Annotated in this window: 14 protein-coding genes and 1 pseudogene; all 15 read left to right on the top strand. The window is 71.5% G+C overall.

Annotated features, from left to right (window positions below; all coding sequences use genetic code 11):
• Positions 1–24: 24 nt before the first annotated feature.
• The 15 genes and pseudogenes from KC207_RS08220 (at position 25) to KC207_RS08155 (ending at position 17,180) form a co-directional block, all read left to right on the top strand.
• Positions 25–624, top strand: coding sequence for a NuoB/complex I 20 kDa subunit family protein (locus KC207_RS08220; RefSeq protein WP_211602512.1), 600 nt, complete (start codon positions 25–27; stop codon positions 622–624).
• A complete protein-coding gene (locus KC207_RS08215; RefSeq protein WP_211602511.1) occupies positions 621–1,475 on the top strand; it encodes an NADH-quinone oxidoreductase subunit C in 855 nt (284 codons plus the stop codon). Before KC207_RS08220 ends, KC207_RS08215 begins: the two co-directional genes overlap by 4 nt.
• Positions 1,475–2,884, top strand: a complete 1,410-nt coding sequence (locus tag KC207_RS08210; protein ID WP_211602510.1) for an NADH-quinone oxidoreductase subunit D — start codon at positions 1,475–1,477, stop codon at positions 2,882–2,884. Before KC207_RS08215 ends, KC207_RS08210 begins: the two co-directional genes overlap by 1 nt.
• Positions 2,884–3,753 (top strand): annotated as a pseudogene (gene nuoE / locus KC207_RS17140) (NADH-quinone oxidoreductase subunit NuoE); the annotation flags it as partial. The gene KC207_RS08210 and the pseudogene nuoE, both read left to right, overlap by 1 nt.
• 198 nt (positions 3,754–3,951) lie before the next feature.
• Positions 3,952–4,257 carry a sunset domain-containing protein gene (locus tag KC207_RS17135; RefSeq protein WP_437179130.1) on the top strand — a complete coding sequence of 102 codons (306 nt, stop codon included), beginning with the start codon at positions 3,952–3,954 and terminating at the stop codon, positions 4,255–4,257.
• Positions 4,257–5,585 (top strand): NADH-quinone oxidoreductase subunit NuoF, encoded by a 1,329-nt coding sequence (gene nuoF / locus KC207_RS08200; RefSeq protein ID WP_211602509.1) that lies wholly within the window; start codon positions 4,257–4,259, stop codon positions 5,583–5,585. The genes KC207_RS17135 and nuoF overlap by 1 nt, the downstream gene beginning before the upstream one ends.
• Positions 5,582–8,074 (top strand): NADH-quinone oxidoreductase subunit G, encoded by a 2,493-nt coding sequence (locus KC207_RS08195; RefSeq protein WP_211602508.1) that lies wholly within the window; start codon positions 5,582–5,584, stop codon positions 8,072–8,074. Before nuoF ends, KC207_RS08195 begins: the two co-directional genes overlap by 4 nt.
• A complete protein-coding gene (gene nuoH / locus KC207_RS08190; protein WP_211602507.1) occupies positions 8,071–9,450 on the top strand; it encodes an NADH-quinone oxidoreductase subunit NuoH in 1,380 nt (459 codons plus the stop codon). The genes KC207_RS08195 and nuoH overlap by 4 nt, the downstream gene beginning before the upstream one ends.
• The gene (nuoI, locus tag KC207_RS08185) at positions 9,443–10,060 is read left to right on the top strand and encodes an NADH-quinone oxidoreductase subunit NuoI (protein WP_211602506.1); all 618 of its coding nucleotides are present in this window, start codon (positions 9,443–9,445) and stop codon (positions 10,058–10,060) included. The genes nuoH and nuoI overlap by 8 nt, the downstream gene beginning before the upstream one ends.
• Positions 10,057–10,827, top strand: a complete 771-nt coding sequence (locus KC207_RS08180) for an NADH-quinone oxidoreductase subunit J (RefSeq protein ID WP_211602505.1) — start codon at positions 10,057–10,059, stop codon at positions 10,825–10,827. The genes nuoI and KC207_RS08180 overlap by 4 nt, the downstream gene beginning before the upstream one ends.
• Positions 10,824–11,123: an NADH-quinone oxidoreductase subunit NuoK gene (nuoK, locus tag KC207_RS08175; protein ID WP_211602504.1), complete on the top strand. Its 300-nt coding sequence runs from the start codon at positions 10,824–10,826 to the stop codon at positions 11,121–11,123. Before KC207_RS08180 ends, nuoK begins: the two co-directional genes overlap by 4 nt.
• Before the next feature lie 9 nt (positions 11,124–11,132).
• Positions 11,133–13,067 (top strand): NADH-quinone oxidoreductase subunit L, encoded by a 1,935-nt coding sequence (nuoL, locus tag KC207_RS08170; RefSeq protein WP_211602503.1) that lies wholly within the window; start codon positions 11,133–11,135, stop codon positions 13,065–13,067.
• Positions 13,064–14,608: an NADH-quinone oxidoreductase subunit M gene (locus tag KC207_RS08165; RefSeq protein ID WP_211602502.1), complete on the top strand. Its 1,545-nt coding sequence runs from the start codon at positions 13,064–13,066 to the stop codon at positions 14,606–14,608. Before nuoL ends, KC207_RS08165 begins: the two co-directional genes overlap by 4 nt.
• Positions 14,608–16,155 (top strand): NADH-quinone oxidoreductase subunit NuoN, encoded by a 1,548-nt coding sequence (gene nuoN / locus KC207_RS08160; RefSeq protein ID WP_211602562.1) that lies wholly within the window; start codon positions 14,608–14,610, stop codon positions 16,153–16,155. Before KC207_RS08165 ends, nuoN begins: the two co-directional genes overlap by 1 nt.
• Positions 16,152–17,180 (top strand): polyprenyl synthetase family protein, encoded by a 1,029-nt coding sequence (locus KC207_RS08155; protein WP_211602501.1) that lies wholly within the window; start codon positions 16,152–16,154, stop codon positions 17,178–17,180. Before nuoN ends, KC207_RS08155 begins: the two co-directional genes overlap by 4 nt.
• The last annotated feature ends 4 nt before the right edge of the window (positions 17,181–17,184 follow it).

The following is a 17,184-nucleotide window of genomic DNA, read 5'->3' as shown; positions in this document are numbered from 1 at the left end:
CGTCCACACCGCTGAGGAGGCGTGATGGGACTCGAGGAGAAGCTGCCCGCGGGGTTCGTCCTGACGACGCTCGAGGACGTCGCCGGCTACATGCGCAAGGCGTCGATCTGGCCCGCGACGTTCGGGCTCGCCTGCTGCGCCATCGAGATGATGGCCGTCGGCACCCCCGACTACGACATCGCCCGCTTCGGGATGGAGCGCTTCGCGGCCACCCCGCGCCAGGCCGACCTCATGATCGTCGCCGGACGGGTGAGCCAGAAGATGGCCCCGGTCGTGCGCCAGGTCTACGACCAGATGCCGAACCCGAAGTGGGTCATCTCGATGGGCGTCTGCGCGAGCTCGGGCGGGATGTTCAACAACTACGCGATCGTCCAGGGCGTCGACCACATCATCCCGGTCGACATCTACCTGCCGGGCTGTCCGCCGCGGCCCGAGATGCTGCTCAACTCGATCATCGAGCTGCACGACCAGATCCAGAACAGCAAGCTCGGCGTCAACCGCATCGCCGCCGCCCGCGCCGCCGAGGCGGCCGCGCTCAAGGCGACGCCGACCTCGCAGATGGCCCCCACGCACGACCACTTCGCGCACATCGAGGCCCCGGCCGGGAAGAACCTGCTGGCATGAGCGACGACACCACCGACGAGACCACGGGCGAGCAGACCGACGGCAAGGCCCTCAAGAGCGGCGAGGGCGCGCCGGTCCCGGACAAGGCGACCGACTCGGCGGCCACCCGCACCGACGACGACCCCCGGGCCGTCTCGGCGAGCCAGCACACCGGCGGCGGCCGGGTCGCGGAGCTCTCCGACGAGGACCGCGAGCCGGTGAAGATCGGCGAGCGGCGGGGCATGTTCGGTGCCACCCGCGGCCAGGACACCTCCGGCTACGGCGGGCTCGTCACGCCCACGCTGCTCCCCGGCGCCAGCGAGCGACCCTACGGCTCGTACTTCGACGAGGTCGCCGACCTCCTCGGGACCGCCCTCGACGGCGACCTCTACGAGCGGGCCGTCGAGAAGGTCGTCGTCGACCGCGGCGAGATGACCCTCTTCGTCCACCGCGAGCACCTCCTCGCGGTGGCGCGGGTGCTGCGGGACGACCCGGCCCTGCGCTTCGAGATGTGCATGGGCGTCTCGGGCACCCACTACCCCGGCGAGGAGGGCCGCGAGCTGCACGCGGTCTACCCGCTGCTGTCGATCACCCACGGCAGCCGCCGGATCCGGCTCGAGGTCACCTGCCCCGAGGCCGACCCGCACGTGCCGTCGGTCGTCGAGGTCTGGCCCGGGAACGACTGGCACGAGCGCGAGGTCTGGGACATGTTCGGGATCGTCTTCGACGGTCACCCCGCGCTGACCCGCATCCTCATGCCCGACGACTGGCCGGGCCACCCGCAGCGCAAGGACTACCCGCTCGGCGGCATCGCCGTCGAGTACAAGGGCGGCGTCGTCCCGCCGCCCGACGAGCGGAGGGCGTACAGCTGATGACGACCCACGACAGCGGCACGATCTACGACGACACCGACGCGAGCCCCGGGCTCGACCCGGCGCTGCCGGGCGCCGACCCGTACGGCGTCGCGGTCGACGACGAGACCGAGGGCGCGACGTCCTTCACGGTCTCCGGCGGCGACTGGAACGACCTCGTCGACGAGGCGACCGCCCTCCACGAGGAGCGGATCGTCGTCAACATGGGTCCGCAGCACCCGTCGACGCACGGCGTGCTCCGGCTCATCCTCGAGCTCGACGGCGAGACGGTGACCGAGGCCCGCGCCGGCATCGGCTACCTCCACACGGGCATCGAGAAGAACATGGAGTTCCGCACGTGGACGCAGGGCGTGACGTTCTGCACCCGGATGGACTACCTCACCCCGATGTTCCAGGAGGCGGCGTACTGCCTCGCCATCGAGCGGCTCCTCGGCATCACCGACCGGGTGCCCGAGCGCGCGTCGATCATCCGCGTCCTCATGATGGAGCTCACCCGGATCAGCTCCCACCTCATCGCCCTCGGCACCGGCGGCATGGAGATGGGCGCGACGACGGTCATGACCGTGGGGTTCCGCGAGCGTGAGCGCATCCTGCGGGTGTTCGAGGCCGTGACCGGCCTGCGGATGAACAACGCGTACATCCGGCCCGGTGGCGTCGCCCAGGACGTCCCGCACGGCGCCGTCGACATGGTCCGCGGGGTGATCTCCGAGCTGCGGCACGGCATCGGCGAGCTCGAGAAGCTGCTCGTCGAGAACCCGCTCCTCAAGGGCCGCACCGTCGGCGTCGGCTACCTCGACCTCACCGGCTGCGTCGCCCTCGGCGTCACCGGCCCGGTGCTGCGCTCGACCGGCCTGCCGCACGACCTGCGCAAGTCCGCGCCGTACTGCGGCTACGAGACCTACGACTTCGACGTCGTCACCCGCACCGGCGCCGACGCCTACGACCGGCTGCGGATCCGCCTCGACGAGATGCACCAGTCGCTGCGCATCGTCGAGCAGTGCCTCGACCGGCTGCAGCGCACCGAGGGCCAGCCCGTCATGGTCGACGACAAGAAGATCGCCTGGCCGGCCCAGCTCGCGATCGGCGGCGACGGCCAGGGCAACAGCCTCGACCACATCCGCGAGATCATGGGCACCTCGATGGAGGCGCTCATCCACCACTTCAAGCTCGTCACCGAGGGCTTCCGGGTCCCGCCGGGGCAGGCGTACGTCGCCGTCGAGTCCGCCAAGGGCGAGCTCGGCTGCCACGCCGTGTCCGACGGCGGCACCCGCCCCTACCGGGCGCACTTCCGCGACCCGAGCTTCAACAACCTCCAGGCCGTGGCCGCGATGTGCGAGGGATCGCAGGTCGCCGACGTCATCGTCGCCGTGGCCTCCATCGACCCCGTCATGGGAGGTGTCGACCGCTGATGGCCGGCGACTTCGGTCTGCAGTCCGCGTCCGGGCACCTCACGGTGCCCGAGGAGAGCAAGGAGAGGTACCCCGAGGAGGTCGAGGCGCAGTTCCGCGTCGACGCCGCCGAGGTCATCGCGCGCTACCCGCAGAAGCGGTCGGCGCTGCTGCCGCTGCTCCACCTCGTCCAGTCCGTCGACGGGTACGTCACCGGCCGCGGGATCGACCTGTGCGCCGAGCTGCTCGACCTCACGACGGCCGAGGTCTCGGGCGTCGCGACGTTCTACACCCAGTACAAGCGCCACCCCAACGGCGAGTACACCGTCGGGGTCTGCACGAACACCCTCTGCGCGATCATGGGCGGCGACGAGATCTTCGACGCCGTCTCCGAGCACCTCGGGATCGGGCACGACGAGACGACCGAGGACGGCAAGGTCACCCTCGAGCGCGTCGAGTGCAACGCCGCGTGCGACTACGCCCCCGTCGTCATGGCGAACTGGGAGTTCTTCGACAACCAGACGCCGGAGTCGACCAAGGAGCTCGTCGACGACCTGCGCGCCGGCAAGGACGTGCGGCCCACCCGCGGCCCGAACCGGGTGTGCACCTTCAAGCAGGTGAGCCGCACCCTCGCGGGCTTCTCCGACGGCCTCGCCGACGAGGGCCCGGCCGCCGGTCCCGCCTCGCTCCTCGGGCTCGAGATCGCCAAGCGCAACGGCTGGACCGCCCCCGAGGGCGACTCGGCCCGCCCGTCCCGCGACGAGGCCCGCCGCACCGACGACAAGGCCGAGGGCTCGACCGAGGTCACGCCGGCCTCCGACGAGGCGCAGGCCGACAAGGTCGAGCCGGCCGCGGACCCGGACGAGAACGCCCAGGACACCCCGGGCGAGAAGTCGACCTCCGACGGCGACGACAAGACCCCGGCCACCCCGAAGGAGCCCGAGGTCGTCTCCACCGGCGACGGGGTCAGCGGCCTCGCGACGAGCCCGACGGTCGCCAAGGAGAACGTCGACGTCGCCCCGGCCCAGCAGGCCGACCCGCAGCGGGCCCAGGACCGGCTCGCCAACGTCTCCGCCCAGAGCGCCTCCGTGCCGGCCGGCGAGGACGCGGCCCCGTCCGCGACCCTCTTCGACGGGACCGACGACGACAAGGCCGCCGACCGGGGCACCCACGAGGACCCCGGATTCGGCGACGGCTCGGCGGCCCCCGGGGCGGACGGCCTCGGCCCCCGAGGCTGGGACGTCAAGGGCAACACCCGCTCCATGCTCTTCCACACCCCGAAGTCCCCCTCCTACGGGCGGACCAAGCCCGAGGTGTGGTTCCGCGACGCCGCGGCCGCCGAGGCCGCCGGCTTCACCGACGCACGCAACCGCCGTGACGGGAAGGGCCAGTGATGCCGAGCACCCTCACCCCCATCCTCACCCGCTCCTGGGACGACCCGAAGGCGTGGACGCTGAAGAGCTACCGCGACGCCGGCGGCTACCGCGCCCTCGACAAGGCCCTCGCCATGGAGCCCGGTGACGTCCTGTCGGCCGTCAAGGACTCCTCGCTGCGCGGCCGCGGCGGCGCCGGGTTCCCGACCGGGCTCAAGTGGTCCTTCATGGCCCCGCCGGACGGCGGGCCCCGCTACCTCGTCGTCAACGCCGACGAGTCCGAGCCGGGGACCTGCAAGGACACCCCGCTCATGATGGCGAACCCGCACGTGCTCATCGAGGGGATCATCATCTCCTCGTACGCCATCGGCTGCGAGCACGCCTTCGTCTACCTGCGCGGCGAGGTCGTGCACGTCTACCGCCGGCTCCTGCGCGCCGTCGAGGAGGCCCGCGAGGCGGGCCTGCTCGGCACCGACGTCGGGGGCAAGGGCGTGAGCGTCGACATCACCGTCCACGCCGGCGCCGGCGCCTACATCTGCGGCGAGGAGACCGCGCTCCTCGACAGCCTCGAGGGCCGGCGCGGCCAGCCCCGCAGCAAGCCGCCGTTCCCCGGTGCCGCGGGCCTCTACGCCCGCCCCACCTCGGTGAACAACGTCGAGTCCATCGCGTCGATCCCCGGGATCATCCTCGAGGGCGTCGACTGGTTCACCGGCATGGGCACCGAGAAGTCCACCGGCTTCGGCATCTTCAGCCTCTCCGGGCACGTGAAGAACCCCGGCCAGTTCGAGGCCCCGCTCGGCATCACGATGCGCGAGCTCGTCGACCTCGCCGGCGGGATGCGCGACCCCGACAAGGAGCTGAAGTTCTGGACGCCGGGCGGGTCCTCGACGCCCATCTTCACCGCCGAGCACCTCGACGTCCCGCTCGACTTCGAGTCCGTCGCCGCGGCCGGCTCGATGCTCGGCACCCGCGCGCTCCAGGTCTTCGACGAGACGGTGTGCGTCGTGCGCGCCGTCGACCGGTGGACCGACTTCTACAAGCACGAGTCCTGCGGCAAGTGCACCCCGTGCCGCGAGGGCACGTGGTGGCTCAAGCAGATCCTCGGCCGGCTCGAGCAGGGCGAGGGGGACGAGGAGGACCTCGACAAGCTCCTCGACATCTGTGACAACATCCTCGGCCGCAGCTTCTGCGCGCTCGGTGACGGGGCGACGAGCCCGATCACGAGCTCGATCCAGTACTTCCGCGACGAGTACGTCGCCCACCTCACCCACGGCGGCTGCCCGTTCGACCGGGCCGCCTCGACGCTGTGGGCCAAGGACGGCGGCGCGAAGGAGACCGTCTCCGCATGACTGCCACTCCCGAGACCCAGGCCCCGGCCGAGCTCGTCACGCTGACGATCGACGGCGCGGAGGTGTCGGTCCCCAAGGGCACCCTCGTCATCCGCGCCGCCGAGCAGGCGGGCATCGACATCCCGCGGTTCTGCGACCACCCGGGCCTGGACCCGGTCGGCGCGTGCCGCCAGTGCCTCGTCGAGGTCTGGATGCCCGGGCGCCCCGGTCCCGACGGCACCCCGGGCGAGCCGACGCAGATGCAGGGCCCGCCCGGACGGATGAAGCCGCAGGCCTCGTGCACGATGACGGTCGCCCCCGGGATGATCGTCAAGACGCAGTACACGTCCGAGGGCGCCGACAAGGCGCAGAAGGGCGTCATGGAGCTGCTGCTCATCAACCACCCGCTCGACTGCCCGGTCTGCGACAAGGGCGGGGAGTGCCCGCTGCAGAACCAGGCGATGAGCAACGGCCGGGGGACCTCCCGCTTCGAGGACGTCAAGCGCACCTACCCCAAGCCGATCAACATCTCGAGCCAGGTGCTCCTGGATCGTGAGCGCTGCGTCCTGTGCGCCCGCTGCACCCGCTTCTCCGACCAGATCGCCGGCGACCCGTTCATCGCCCTCGTCGAGCGCGGCGCGCTGCAGCAGGTCGGCATCTACGAGGAGAAGCCGTTCGAGTCCTACTTCTCCGGCAACACCGTCCAGATCTGCCCGGTCGGCGCGCTCACCGGTGCCGCGTACCGGTTCCGCTCGCGCCCCTTCGACCTCGTCTCGACCCCGAGCACCTGCGAGCACTGCGCCGCCGGCTGCGCCCAGCGCACCGACCACCGCCGCGGCACCGTGCTGCGCCGGATGGCCCAGGCGGACCCGGCGGTCAACGAGGAGTGGAACTGCGACAAGGGCCGCTGGGCCTTCACGTACACCCAGACCGGCGACCGCATCGAGTACCCGATGGTCCGCGACGAGGACGGCGAGCTGAGGGTCGCGTCCTGGCGCGAGGCGCTCGAGCGCGCCGCCGAGGGCCTCAAGGCTTCGAGCAGCGCCGGCGTCCTCGTCGGCGGCCGGGTCAGCGCCGAGGACGCGTACGCCTACGGCAAGTTCGCCCGCACCGTGCTCGGCACGAACGACGTCGACTTCCGGGCCCGCCCGCACTCGGCCGAGGAGGCAGACTTCCTCGGCTCGCACGTCGTCGGCTACGGCGTCGACGGGGCGAGCACCCAGGGCATCGGGGTCTCCTACGCCGACCTCGAGAAGGCCGGCACGGTGCTCCTCGTCGGCTTCGAGCCCGAGGACGAGAGCCCCATCGTCTTCCTGCGCCTGCGCAAGGCGTTCCGCAAGAGCCGCACCCGCGTCTTCGGGGTGTCCGCCGTCGCGACCCGGGGCCTGGCGAAGATGGGCGGCACGCTCGTCCCGACCGCTCCCGGCACCGAGCCCGAGGTCCTCGGGGCCATCGGCGACGCCTCCGGCAGCGACGCCGTCACCGCCGCGGGCGAGGCCCTGCGCGAGGGAGGCGTCATCCTCGTCGGCGAGCGGCTCGCGACCGTCCCCGGCGGCCTGAGCGCCGCCGTCGCCCTCGCCGAGTCCACCGGTGCCCGCCTCGCGTGGGTGCCGCGGCGGGCGGGGGAGCGCGGCGCCCTCGAGGCCGGCGCGCTGCCGACCCTGCTGCCCGGGGGTCGCCCCGCCGCCGACCCGGTCGCCCGTGAGCAGGTCGCCCAGGCGTGGCAGGTCGTCGGCCTGCCGGACGTCCCCGGCCGCGACACCGCCGGCATCGTCGCCGGTGCCGCGAGCGGCGACCTCGACGCCCTCGTCGTCGGTGGGGTCGACCCCGCGGACCTCGGGATCGCCGACGCCGCCGCCGCTCTCTCCGCCCCCTTCGTCGTCTCCCTCGAGCTGCGCCGCTCGGCCGTCACCGAGGTCGCCGACGTCGTCCTGCCCGTCGCGGCGCACGCCGAGAAGGGCGGCACGTTCGTCGACTGGGAGGGGCGCCTGCGTCCCTTCGAGGCCGCCCTCGACACCGCGTACGTCAGCGACTACCGCGCGCTCGACATGCTCGCCGACGAGATGGGCGAGTTCCTCGGCACCCGCACGCTGCGCGAGGTGCGCGACGAGATGTCGGCCCTCGGCCCGTGGGTCGGCGCCCGGCCCGAGGCCCCCACCGTCGCCGCGGGCGAGGTCCCGGAGCTCACCGAGGGCACCCTCGTCCTCGCGACCTGGCGCCACCTGCTCGACAAGGGCAGCCTCCAGGACGGCGAGCCCTACCTCGCGGGCACCGCGCCGTCCGCGGTCGCCCGGGTCTCCGCGACCACCGCCGCCGCGCTCGGCGTCGTCGACGGGATGCCGATCACGGTGCGGGCGGACCAGGCGAGCGTCACCGCGCCGGTCGTCGTCACCGAGATGGCCGACCACGTCGTGTGGCTCCCGACGAACTCGCAGGGCTGCGACCTGCGGGCCACACTGGCCGGCGCACCCGGTGCGCTCGTCCGGGTCACCAAGGAGGGTGAGGCATGAGCAGCATCGTGACCGCGTCGGAGGTCGTCCTCGCGCTGCCGGCGGCGGACAACCCGTCGGCCGACTTCAGTGACACGCCCTTCTGGCTCACGCTCGTCAAGGCGCTCGTCATCTTCGTCTACCTCCTGCTGTCGACGCTGCTCGTCATCTGGTTCGAGCGCCGCGTCATCGGCCGGATGCAGCAGCGTCCCGGCCCGAACCGGAACGGCCCGTTCGGTCTGCTCCAGACCCTCGCCGACGGCATGAAGCTCATGCTCAAGGAGGACAACCGCCCCGCCGCGGCCGACGTCGTCGTCTACACCCTGGCGCCGATCATCACCGCGACGATGAGCTTCGTCGCCTTCGCGATCATGCCGATGGGCGGCACCGTCTCGATGTTCGGCCACACGACGCCGCTGCAGCTGACGGACACCCCCGTCGCCGTGCTCGTCGTCCTCGCCATCGCGGGCATCGGCATCTACGGCGTCGTCCTCGCCGGCTGGTCCTCGGGCTCGACCTACCCGCTCATCGGTGGCCTGCGCAGCACCGCCCAGATGATCTCCTACGAGATCGCGATGGGCCTCTCGCTCGTCGCGGTCTTCCTCTACGCCGGGTCGATGTCGACCTCGCAGATCGTCGACGCCCAGCGCGACCTGTGGTTCGTCGTCCCCGCGTTCTTCAGCTTCTTCGTCTACACGATCACGATGGTCGGCGAGACGAACCGGCTCCCGTTCGACCTCGCCGAGGGCGAGGGCGAGCTGACCGGCGGTTTCCACACCGAGTTCGGCTCGATGCGTTTCGCGATGTTCTTCCTCGGCGAGTACATCAACATGTTCACCGTCTCCGCGCTCGCGACGACGATGTTCCTCGGCGGGCCGCTCGCGCCCCCCGGGATCGCCGCGATCAACGACGGGATGTTCAACGAGGGCTGGTGGGGCCTGCTGTGGTTCACCGCCAAGCTGTGGATGTTCATGTTCGTGTTCGTGTGGCTGCGCGGCTCGCTGCCGCGGGTCCGCTACGACCAGTTCATGCGCTTCGGCTGGAAGTTCCTCATCCCCGCGACGCTCGTGTGGGTCATCCTCGTCGCCTTCTTCCGCGCCGGCCAGAACGGCTGGATCGACGTCCTCGGCGACGTCGAGGTCGCGGGCCGCGTCTTCCCGGGCAGCTCGCTGCTCCTCGTCGGCGTCGTCGCGGTCCTCGCGCTCGTCGGCGGCTGGCTGTGGGACGCCCGCGCCGAGCGCAAGGAGGCCGCCGCCCGTCCGGACACCCCGGACGAGATCGACCCCTACGCCGGTGGGCACCCCGTGCCGCCGCTGCCCGGCCAGCGGCTGCGCGAGCGCTCCGACGCCCCCGCCCTGACCTCCGGATCCGACACCAAGGAGGACGCTCGTGTCTGACGAGCAGAAGAAGTCCGGCTTCTTCTCGGACCTGTTCGCCCCCGTCGCCGGGTTCGGCGTCACGTTCGCGACGATGTTCCGCAAGGTCGCGACCGCGGAGTACCCCGAGGAGAGGCACCCGACCCAGCCGCGCTTCCACGGCCGCCACCAGCTGAACCGGCACCCCGACGGGCTGGAGAAGTGCGTCGGCTGCGAGCTGTGCGCCTGGGCCTGCCCCGCGGACGCGATCCTCGTCGAGGGCGAGACGAACGACGACTCCGGCGACGGGCGCGGACGGTTCTCCCCGGGTGAGCGGTACGGCCGCGTCTACCAGATCAACTACCTGCGCTGCATCTTCTGCGGGCTGTGCATCGAGGCCTGCCCCACCCGGGCGCTCACGATGACGAACGAGTACGAGCTCGCCGACGACAACCGCGCCGACCTCATCTTCACCAAGGACCAGCTGCTCGCCCCGCTCCAGCAGGGGATGCTCCAGCCGCCGTTCCCGATGGCCGACGGCATGGAGGAGCGCGACTACTACCTCGGCAAGGTGACCGAGGCGACCGACCACCAGCGCGAGGTCGTCCGGTCCCGGACCTCCTCGGGCGACGACGCGGAGGTGACCTCGTGACCGGCTCCGGTGAGGAGGTGATGTTCTGGATCCTCGCGCCGATCGCCGTCCTGGGCTCCCTCGGGCTGATCTTCGCCCGCCGCGCGGTGCACGCCGCCCTCGGCGTCGCCCTCACGATGATCGTCCTCGGCATCATCTACATCGCCCAGGACGCCGACTTCCTCGGCGTCGTGCAGATCTTCGTCTACACCGGCGCGGTGATGATGCTCTTCCTCTTCGTCCTCATGCTCGTGGGCGTCGACTCCAGCGACAGCCTCGTCGAGACGATCAAGGGTCAGCGAGCGGCGACCCTCGTCCTCGTCCTGGGCCTCGGCGGCGTCATCGCCGGACAGGTCGGTCGGGTCTCGTTCGACGGGGCGGTCGGCCTCGAGGAGGTCAACGCCCAGACCGGCAACGTCACCGGGCTCGCCGAGCTGATCTTCGGCCGGTACGTCTGGGTGTTCGAGATCATCGGCGTCCTGCTCATCGTCTCGGCGATCGGGGCGATGGTCCTCGCCCACCGCGAGCGGCTCGGCAAGGGCCCGAACCAGCGCGAGTGGAGCAAGCGGCGCTTCCGCGAAGGCAAGCACCTCGCCGGCCTGCCGGCGCCCGGTGTCTACGCCCGGCACAACGCCGTCGACACCCCGGCCCTCCTGCCCGACGGCACCCCGTCGGAGCTGTCCGTCTCCCGCGTGCTCAGCGCGCGCGACCAGAACGTCTCGCCCGAGCTGTGGGTCGAGGAGGAGCGCGAGATCGAGCGCGACGTCACCGAGGGGAGCGAGCGATGAACCTCGTCAACTACATCTACCTCGCGACGATCCTGTTCGCGATCGGCGGGGCCGCGGTGCTCGTCCGACGCAACGCGATCATCGTCTTCATGGGTGTCGAGCTCATGCTCAACGCGGCGAACCTCGTCTTCGTGACGTTCGCGCGGATGCACGGCTCGCTCGACGGCCAGGTCCTCGCCCTCTTCGTCATGGCCGTCGCCGCCGCGGAGGTCGTCGTCGGCCTCGCGATCATCATGGCGATCTTCCGGTCCCGCCGCTCGGCCTCGGTCGACGACGCGAACCTGCTGAAGCTGTAAGGAGCACTGGTGCACTCACTCATCACCGCCGACGGTGAGGCGTTGGTCGCGGGCTCCGCGTCCGGCGTCGCGTCGCTCGCGTGGCTGCTCGTCGCGCTGCCCTTGCTCGGCGCCGCGGTCCTCCTGCTCGGGGGACGCCGCACCGACAAGGTGGGTCCGGCGCTCGCGACCGGGCTGTCCTGGGCGAGCTTCGCGTTCGGCGTGCTCGTCCTCGTCCAGCTGCTCGGCGAGGGCGCCGAGGAGCGCGGACACCACCTCGTGCTCTGGAGCTGGGTCCCGGCCGGCACGTTCGACCTCGACCTCGGGCTGCTCGTCGACCCGCTGTCGATGGCGTTCGTCATGCTCATCACGTTCGTCGGGTCGCTCATCCACGTGTACTCGCTCGGGTACATGGAGCACGACCCGGACAAGCGCCGGTTCTTCGCCTACCTCAACCTCTTCGTCGCGGCGATGCTCCTGCTCGTCCTCGCCGACAGCTACCTGCTGCTCTTCGTCGGCTGGGAGGGCGTCGGCCTCGCCTCCTACCTGCTCATCGGGTTCTGGAACCACAACCCGGCGTACGCGACGGCCGCGAACAAGGCGTTCTTCGTCAACCGGGTCGGCGACCTCGGGCTGTCCTTCGCGATCATGCTCATGTTCGTCACCTTCGGCGCCGTCGACTACGCCTCGGTCGACGAGGGCGCGGCCGGCGCGAGCCAGGGCGTCCTCACCGCGATCGGCCTGCTGCTCCTCGTCGGCGCCTGCGGCAAGTCGGCCCAGTTCCCGCTCCAGTCCTGGCTCGGGGACGCGATGGCCGGCCCGACGCCGGTGTCGGCGCTCATCCACGCGGCGACGATGGTCACCGCCGGCGTCTACCTCGTCGTGCGCTCCCACGTCATCTTCGACGCCGCCCCGGACGCGGCCCTGGCCGTCGCCCTCGTCGGCGCCGTGACGCTGCTCTTCGGAGCGGTCGTCGGCTGCGCGAAGGACGACATCAAGAAGGCCCTGGCCGCCTCGACGATGAGCCAGATCGGCTACATGATGCTCGCCGCCGGCCTCGGCCCGGTCGGCTACGCCTTCGCGATCTTCCACCTGCTGACCCACGGCTTCTTCAAGGCCGGGATGTTCCTCGGCGCCGGGTCGGTGATGCACGGGATGAACGACCAGACCGACATGCGCCGCTTCGGCGGGCTGTCCGGCCTCATGAAGCTCACGTGGGCCACCTTCGGCCTCGGTTACCTCGCGATCATCGGGGTCCCGCCGTTCTCCGGCTTCTGGTCCAAGGACGAGATCATCCACGCCGCGTTCGTCGGCGAGGGCTGGCAGCCGTGGGTCCTCGGTGGTGCGGCGCTCGTCGGCGCCGGTGTCACCGCGTTCTACATGTCGCGGCTGTTCTTCATGACCTTCCAGGGCGACAAGCGGTGGACCGACGACGTCCACCCGCACGAGTCGCCGAGGATCATGACGTACCCGATGGTCGTCCTCGCGGTCGGCTCCGCTTTCCTCGGTCTCGCGCTCGGCCCGACGCACGCCCTCGAGCACTGGCTCGAGCCGGTCGTCGGCGAGCACCCCGAGGAGTCGGCCGTCCTGCCGACGCCGGTCCTCATCACGATGACCCTCGTGCTCATCGCCGCGGGCGTGGCGCTGGCCTGGATGCGCTACTGGCGCGACGACGTCGCCGAGGTCGCCCCGCGCGCCTCGGTCGCGACCCGGGCAGCCCGTCAGGACCTCTACCAGGACGCCGTCAACGAGGGGCTCTTCATGCGGCCCGGGGTCCACCTGACCCGCTCGCTCGTCTACGCCGACGCCCGGGGCGTCGACGGCGCCGCCGGAGGCCTCGCCGCGCTCGTCGGCGGGTTCTCCTCGAGGCTGCGTCGCCTCCAGACCGGCTACGCCCGGTCGTATGCCCTGACGATGCTCACCGGCATCGTCGCCGTCCTCGGTGCTCTGTGGGTGATCCAGTGACCTCCCTGCCCCTGCTGACCCTCATGATGGTCGTGCCCCTCGTGGGCGCGGTCGTCGTCGCCGCGCTGCCCGCCGGCAGCGTCGTGCGGACCGCGCGCCCCGTCGCGCTGGGGGCCTCGCTGCTCACCCTCGTCCTCGCGGTCCTCGCGTGGGTCGGGTTCGACACCGGCAGCGGCGCGATGTTCCAGCTCACCGAGACGTACTCGTGGATCCCGCAGCTCGGGGTGTCCTACGCACTCGGCGTCGACGGCATCGCGCTCGCGCTCATCCTCATGGCGACCGTCCTCACCCCGGTCTCCCTCCTCGCCGCGTGGAACGACGTCGAGGACGAGGAGCCGGGCCGGCTCAAGCGCTACTTCGCGCTCATGCTCGTCCTCGAGGCGTTCATGGTCGGGGTCTTCGCCGCGACGGACGTCTTCCTCTTCTACGTCTTCTTCGAGGCGATGCTCATCCCGGTGTACTTCCTCATCGGGCTGTACGGCGGTCCGCTGCGGCAGTACGCGGCGGTGAAGTTCCTCCTCTTCTCGCTCGCCGGCGGGCTGATCATGCTCGTCGCGGTCATCGCGGTGTACTTCGCCGGGCCCGGGGGCTCCGACGGCTTCCTCGTCGAGAACCTCGTCGGCAACCTCGACGGGTCCACCGGCGCGCTGCGCTGGATGTTCGTCGGGTTCTTCGTCGCCTTCGCGGTCAAGGCCCCCATGTGGCCGGTGCACACCTGGCTGCCGGACGCGGCGACGGAGTCCCGTCCGGCGACCGCCGTGCTCCTCGTCGGCGTCCTCGACAAGGTCGGCACGTACGGGATGATCCGCTTCTGCCTCTCCCTCTTCCCCGAGGCGACGCAGTGGGCGACCCCGGTCGTGCTCACGCTCGCGGTGATCTCGGTCGTCTACGGGGCGCTGCTCGCGATCGGCCAGACCGACATGATGCGGCTCATCGCCTTCACCTCGATCAGCCACTTCGGCTTCATCGTCCTCGGCATCTTCGCCCTGACGAGCGTCGGCGGCGCCGGGTCGACCCTCTACATGGTCAACCACGGCTTCTCGACCGCCGGGCTGTTCCTCATCGCCGGCTTCCTCGTCGCGCGGCACGGCAGCAAGCGGATCCCCGACTACGGCGGCTGGCAGCGGGTCACCCCGGTGCTCGCGGGGACCTTCCTCGTCGCCGGGCTGTCCTCGCTCGCGCTGCCGGGCCTGTCGAGCTTCGTCTCCGAGTTCCTCGTGCTGCAGGGCACCTTCATGGTGAACAAGACGGCCGCCGTCATCGCCGGCCTCGGCATCGTGCTCGCCGCCCTGTACATCCTGCTCATGTACAAGCGGGTCATGACCGGACCGGCGCCGTCCTTCCCCGAGGGCGAGGGTCCGCCGGACCTGTCGCTGCGCGAGAAGTGGGTCGTCGCCCCGATCATCCTCTCGTTCGTCGTCCTCGGCTTCTTCCCCAAGCCGGTGCTCGACCTCATCAACCCGGCCGTGGACCGGACGCTGCAGATCGTCGGCGTCAGTGACCCGGCCCCCACCGCCAACGCTTCCGGGAGTGCGCCGTGATGCCCGCCGCCTACGAGGCCGTGTCCGTCGACTACGCCGCCGTCTCGCCGATGCTCGTCGTCGTCGTCGCGGGGCTCGTCGGGGTCGTCGTCGAGTCCTTCGCGCCGCGCGCCCGCCGCCACGGCATCCAGGTGTGGCTCACCTCGGCGGCACTGCTGCTCGCCCTCGTCGTCCTCGTCTGGCAGGGGCCAGGCCACCGGACGGTGACGTTCGGCGGCTCGCTCGCCATCGACGGCGTCGCCCTCTTCCTCCAGGGCACCCTGCTCGGGCTCGCCTTCATCAGCGTGCTCGTCATGGCCGAGCGCTTCGGTGGGGTCGGCTCCGACGCCTTCACCCCGATGGGCGCCTCGACCCCCGGCTCGCCCCAGGAGGACGCGGCGACCCGCGCCGGCTACGCGACGTCCGAGGTCTTCCCGCTCGCCCTCTTCGCGGTGTTCGGGATGATGGTCTTCGTCGCCTCGAACGACCTCATCACGATGTTCGTCGCGCTCGAGGTCCTCTCGCTGCCGCTGTACATCATGACCGGCATCGCCCGGCGCCGGCGGCTGCTGTCCCAGGAGGCGGCGCTGAAGTACTTCCTCCTCGGGGCGTTCTCCAGCGCGTTCTTCCTCTTCGGGGCCGCGCTGCTCTACGGCTACTCGGGCTCCTCGGACCTCGCGCAGATCGCCACGGCGATCCAGGGCAGCTCCGGGGCCCTCGACGGGCTGCTGCTGCCGGGTGTCGTCCTCGTCCTCGTGGGCCTGCTCTTCAAGGTCGGCGCCGTGCCGTTCCACTCGTGGACCCCGGACGCCTACCAGGGCGCTCCGACCCCGGTCACCGGCTTCATGGCGGCCTGCACCAAGCTCGCCGCGTTCGGCGCCATCCTGCGGTTCGTCTACGTCGGTGTCGGCGCGAACCGGTGGGACTGGGAGATCGGCGTCGTCGTCATCGCGATCCTCACGATGGTCGTCGGTGCCGTGCTGTCCGTGACACAGACCGACGTCAAGCGGCTGCTCGCCTACTCCTCGGTCGCTCACGCGGGCTTCATCCTCGTCGGTGTCCTCGCCTTCTCCCAGGCCGCGGTCGGGGGCGTGATGTTCTACCTCCTCGCCTACGGCGCGACGACGGTCGCCGCGTTCGCGATCATCACGATGGTCCGCCAGGACGGCTCGGAGGCGTCGCACCTGTCGCAGTGGGCGGGGCTCGGGCGCCGGCACCCCGTCGTCGCGGGCAGCTTCTCCTTCCTCCTGCTGGCCTTCGCGGGCATCCCGCTGACGTCCGGCTTCACGGCGAAGTTCGCGACGTTCGCGCCGGCCGTCGAGTCCGGCACCTCCGGGGTCGTCCTCGTCGTCGTCGGCGTCCTCGCCTCGGCGGTCACGGCGTTCGTCTACGTCCGGCTCATCGTCCTCATGTACTTCACCGAGCCCGCGGACGGCGTCGTCGCGCTCACCCCGTCGATCTCGTCGACGGTCGCGATCACCGTCGGGCTCGCGGTGACGGTCGTCGCCGGCGTCTTCCCGTCCTGGGCCCTCCAGATCGCGGGCGACGCCTCGACGTTCCTGCTGTGACCGCGGACGGCGGCGGCACCGCGCAGCGGGGCACCCCGTCGGTGCTCACGCTGCCCGGGGCGAGCGACGGGCTGCGCGAGCGGCTCACGGCGGGACTCGAGCGGGTCGAGACGCTCATCGCCGAGCGGGTCGACCACGACGACCCGTTCCTCGCCGAGGCCGGTTCGCACCTGACCCGCGCCGGGGGCAAGCGGTTCCGGCCGCTGCTCACCCTCCTGGCCGCCGAGGTCGGGTCGGGGGCGGACGACGCGGTCGTCGCCGCGGCGGCCGGGGTCGAGCTCACCCACCTCGCCTCGCTCTACCACGACGACGTCATGGACGAGGCCGACGTGCGGCGTGGCGCCCCGAGCGCGAACGCCCTCTACGGCAACACGACGGCGATCCTCGTCGGCGACCTGCTCTTCGGCACCGCCTCCGACATCGTCGCCGACCTCGGTCCCGACGCGGTCCGGATCCAGGCCCGGACGTTCGTGCGGCTGTGCGCCGGGCAGATCCGTGACGCCCGCCCGTGCCCCGACGGGCAGGACCCGGTCGCGTACTACCTGTCGGTCCTCGAGGACAAGACCGGTGTCCTCATCGCCACCGCCGCGCGGTACGGGGGGATGTTCGGCGGCTGCGACGCCGAGACCGTCGAGACGCTGCGCGAGTACGGCGAGCGGCTCGGGATGGCCTTCCAGCTGGCCGACGACCTCATCGACATCGCCTCCGACGCCGACGAGACCGGCAAGACGCCGGGGACCGACCTGCGGGAGGGCAAGCGGACGCTGCCGGTGCTGCACGCCCTGGCGTCGCAGGACCCGGCGGACGCGCGGCTGCAGGACCTGCTGCGCGGGGACCTGTCCGGGGACGCCGAGCTGGAGGAGGCGTTGACCCTCCTGCGGCCGCACCCGGCGATGGAGCTCGCCCGCGAGCACACCTTCGCCGTGGCGACCCGCGCCCAGGACGTCCTCAGCGGCCTGCCGCCGAGCGAGGCGAAGGACGCGCTGCACGCCTTGGCCTCCGGCGTCGTCACCCGCGTCGGCTGACGGC

This window comes from Phycicoccus avicenniae (assembly GCF_018139485.1).
GTDB lineage: Bacteria > Actinomycetota > Actinomycetes > Actinomycetales > Dermatophilaceae > Phycicoccus > Phycicoccus avicenniae.
Note: the sequence above shows the minus strand (reverse complement) of the source record. Positions and strands in the feature narration are given on the sequence as shown.

Bases quoted from the DNA above. Each gene is read 5' to 3' on its own strand.
- KC207_RS08220 (WP_211602512.1), top strand. From the start codon at position 25: ATGGGACTCGAGGAGAAGCTGCCCGCGGGGTTCGTCCTGACGACGCTC.
- KC207_RS08215 (WP_211602511.1), top strand. From the start codon at position 621: ATGAGCGACGACACCACCGACGAGACCACGGGCGAGCAGACCGACGGC.
- KC207_RS08210 (WP_211602510.1), top strand. From the start codon at position 1,475: ATGACGACCCACGACAGCGGCACGATCTACGACGACACCGACGCGAGC.
- nuoF (WP_211602509.1), top strand. From the start codon at position 4,257: ATGCCGAGCACCCTCACCCCCATCCTCACCCGCTCCTGGGACGACCCG.
- KC207_RS08195 (WP_211602508.1), top strand. From the start codon at position 5,582: ATGACTGCCACTCCCGAGACCCAGGCCCCGGCCGAGCTCGTCACGCTG.
- nuoH (WP_211602507.1), top strand. From the start codon at position 8,071: ATGAGCAGCATCGTGACCGCGTCGGAGGTCGTCCTCGCGCTGCCGGCG.
- nuoK (WP_211602504.1), top strand. From the start codon at position 10,824: ATGAACCTCGTCAACTACATCTACCTCGCGACGATCCTGTTCGCGATC.
- nuoN (WP_211602562.1), top strand. From the start codon at position 14,608: ATGCCCGCCGCCTACGAGGCCGTGTCCGTCGACTACGCCGCCGTCTCG.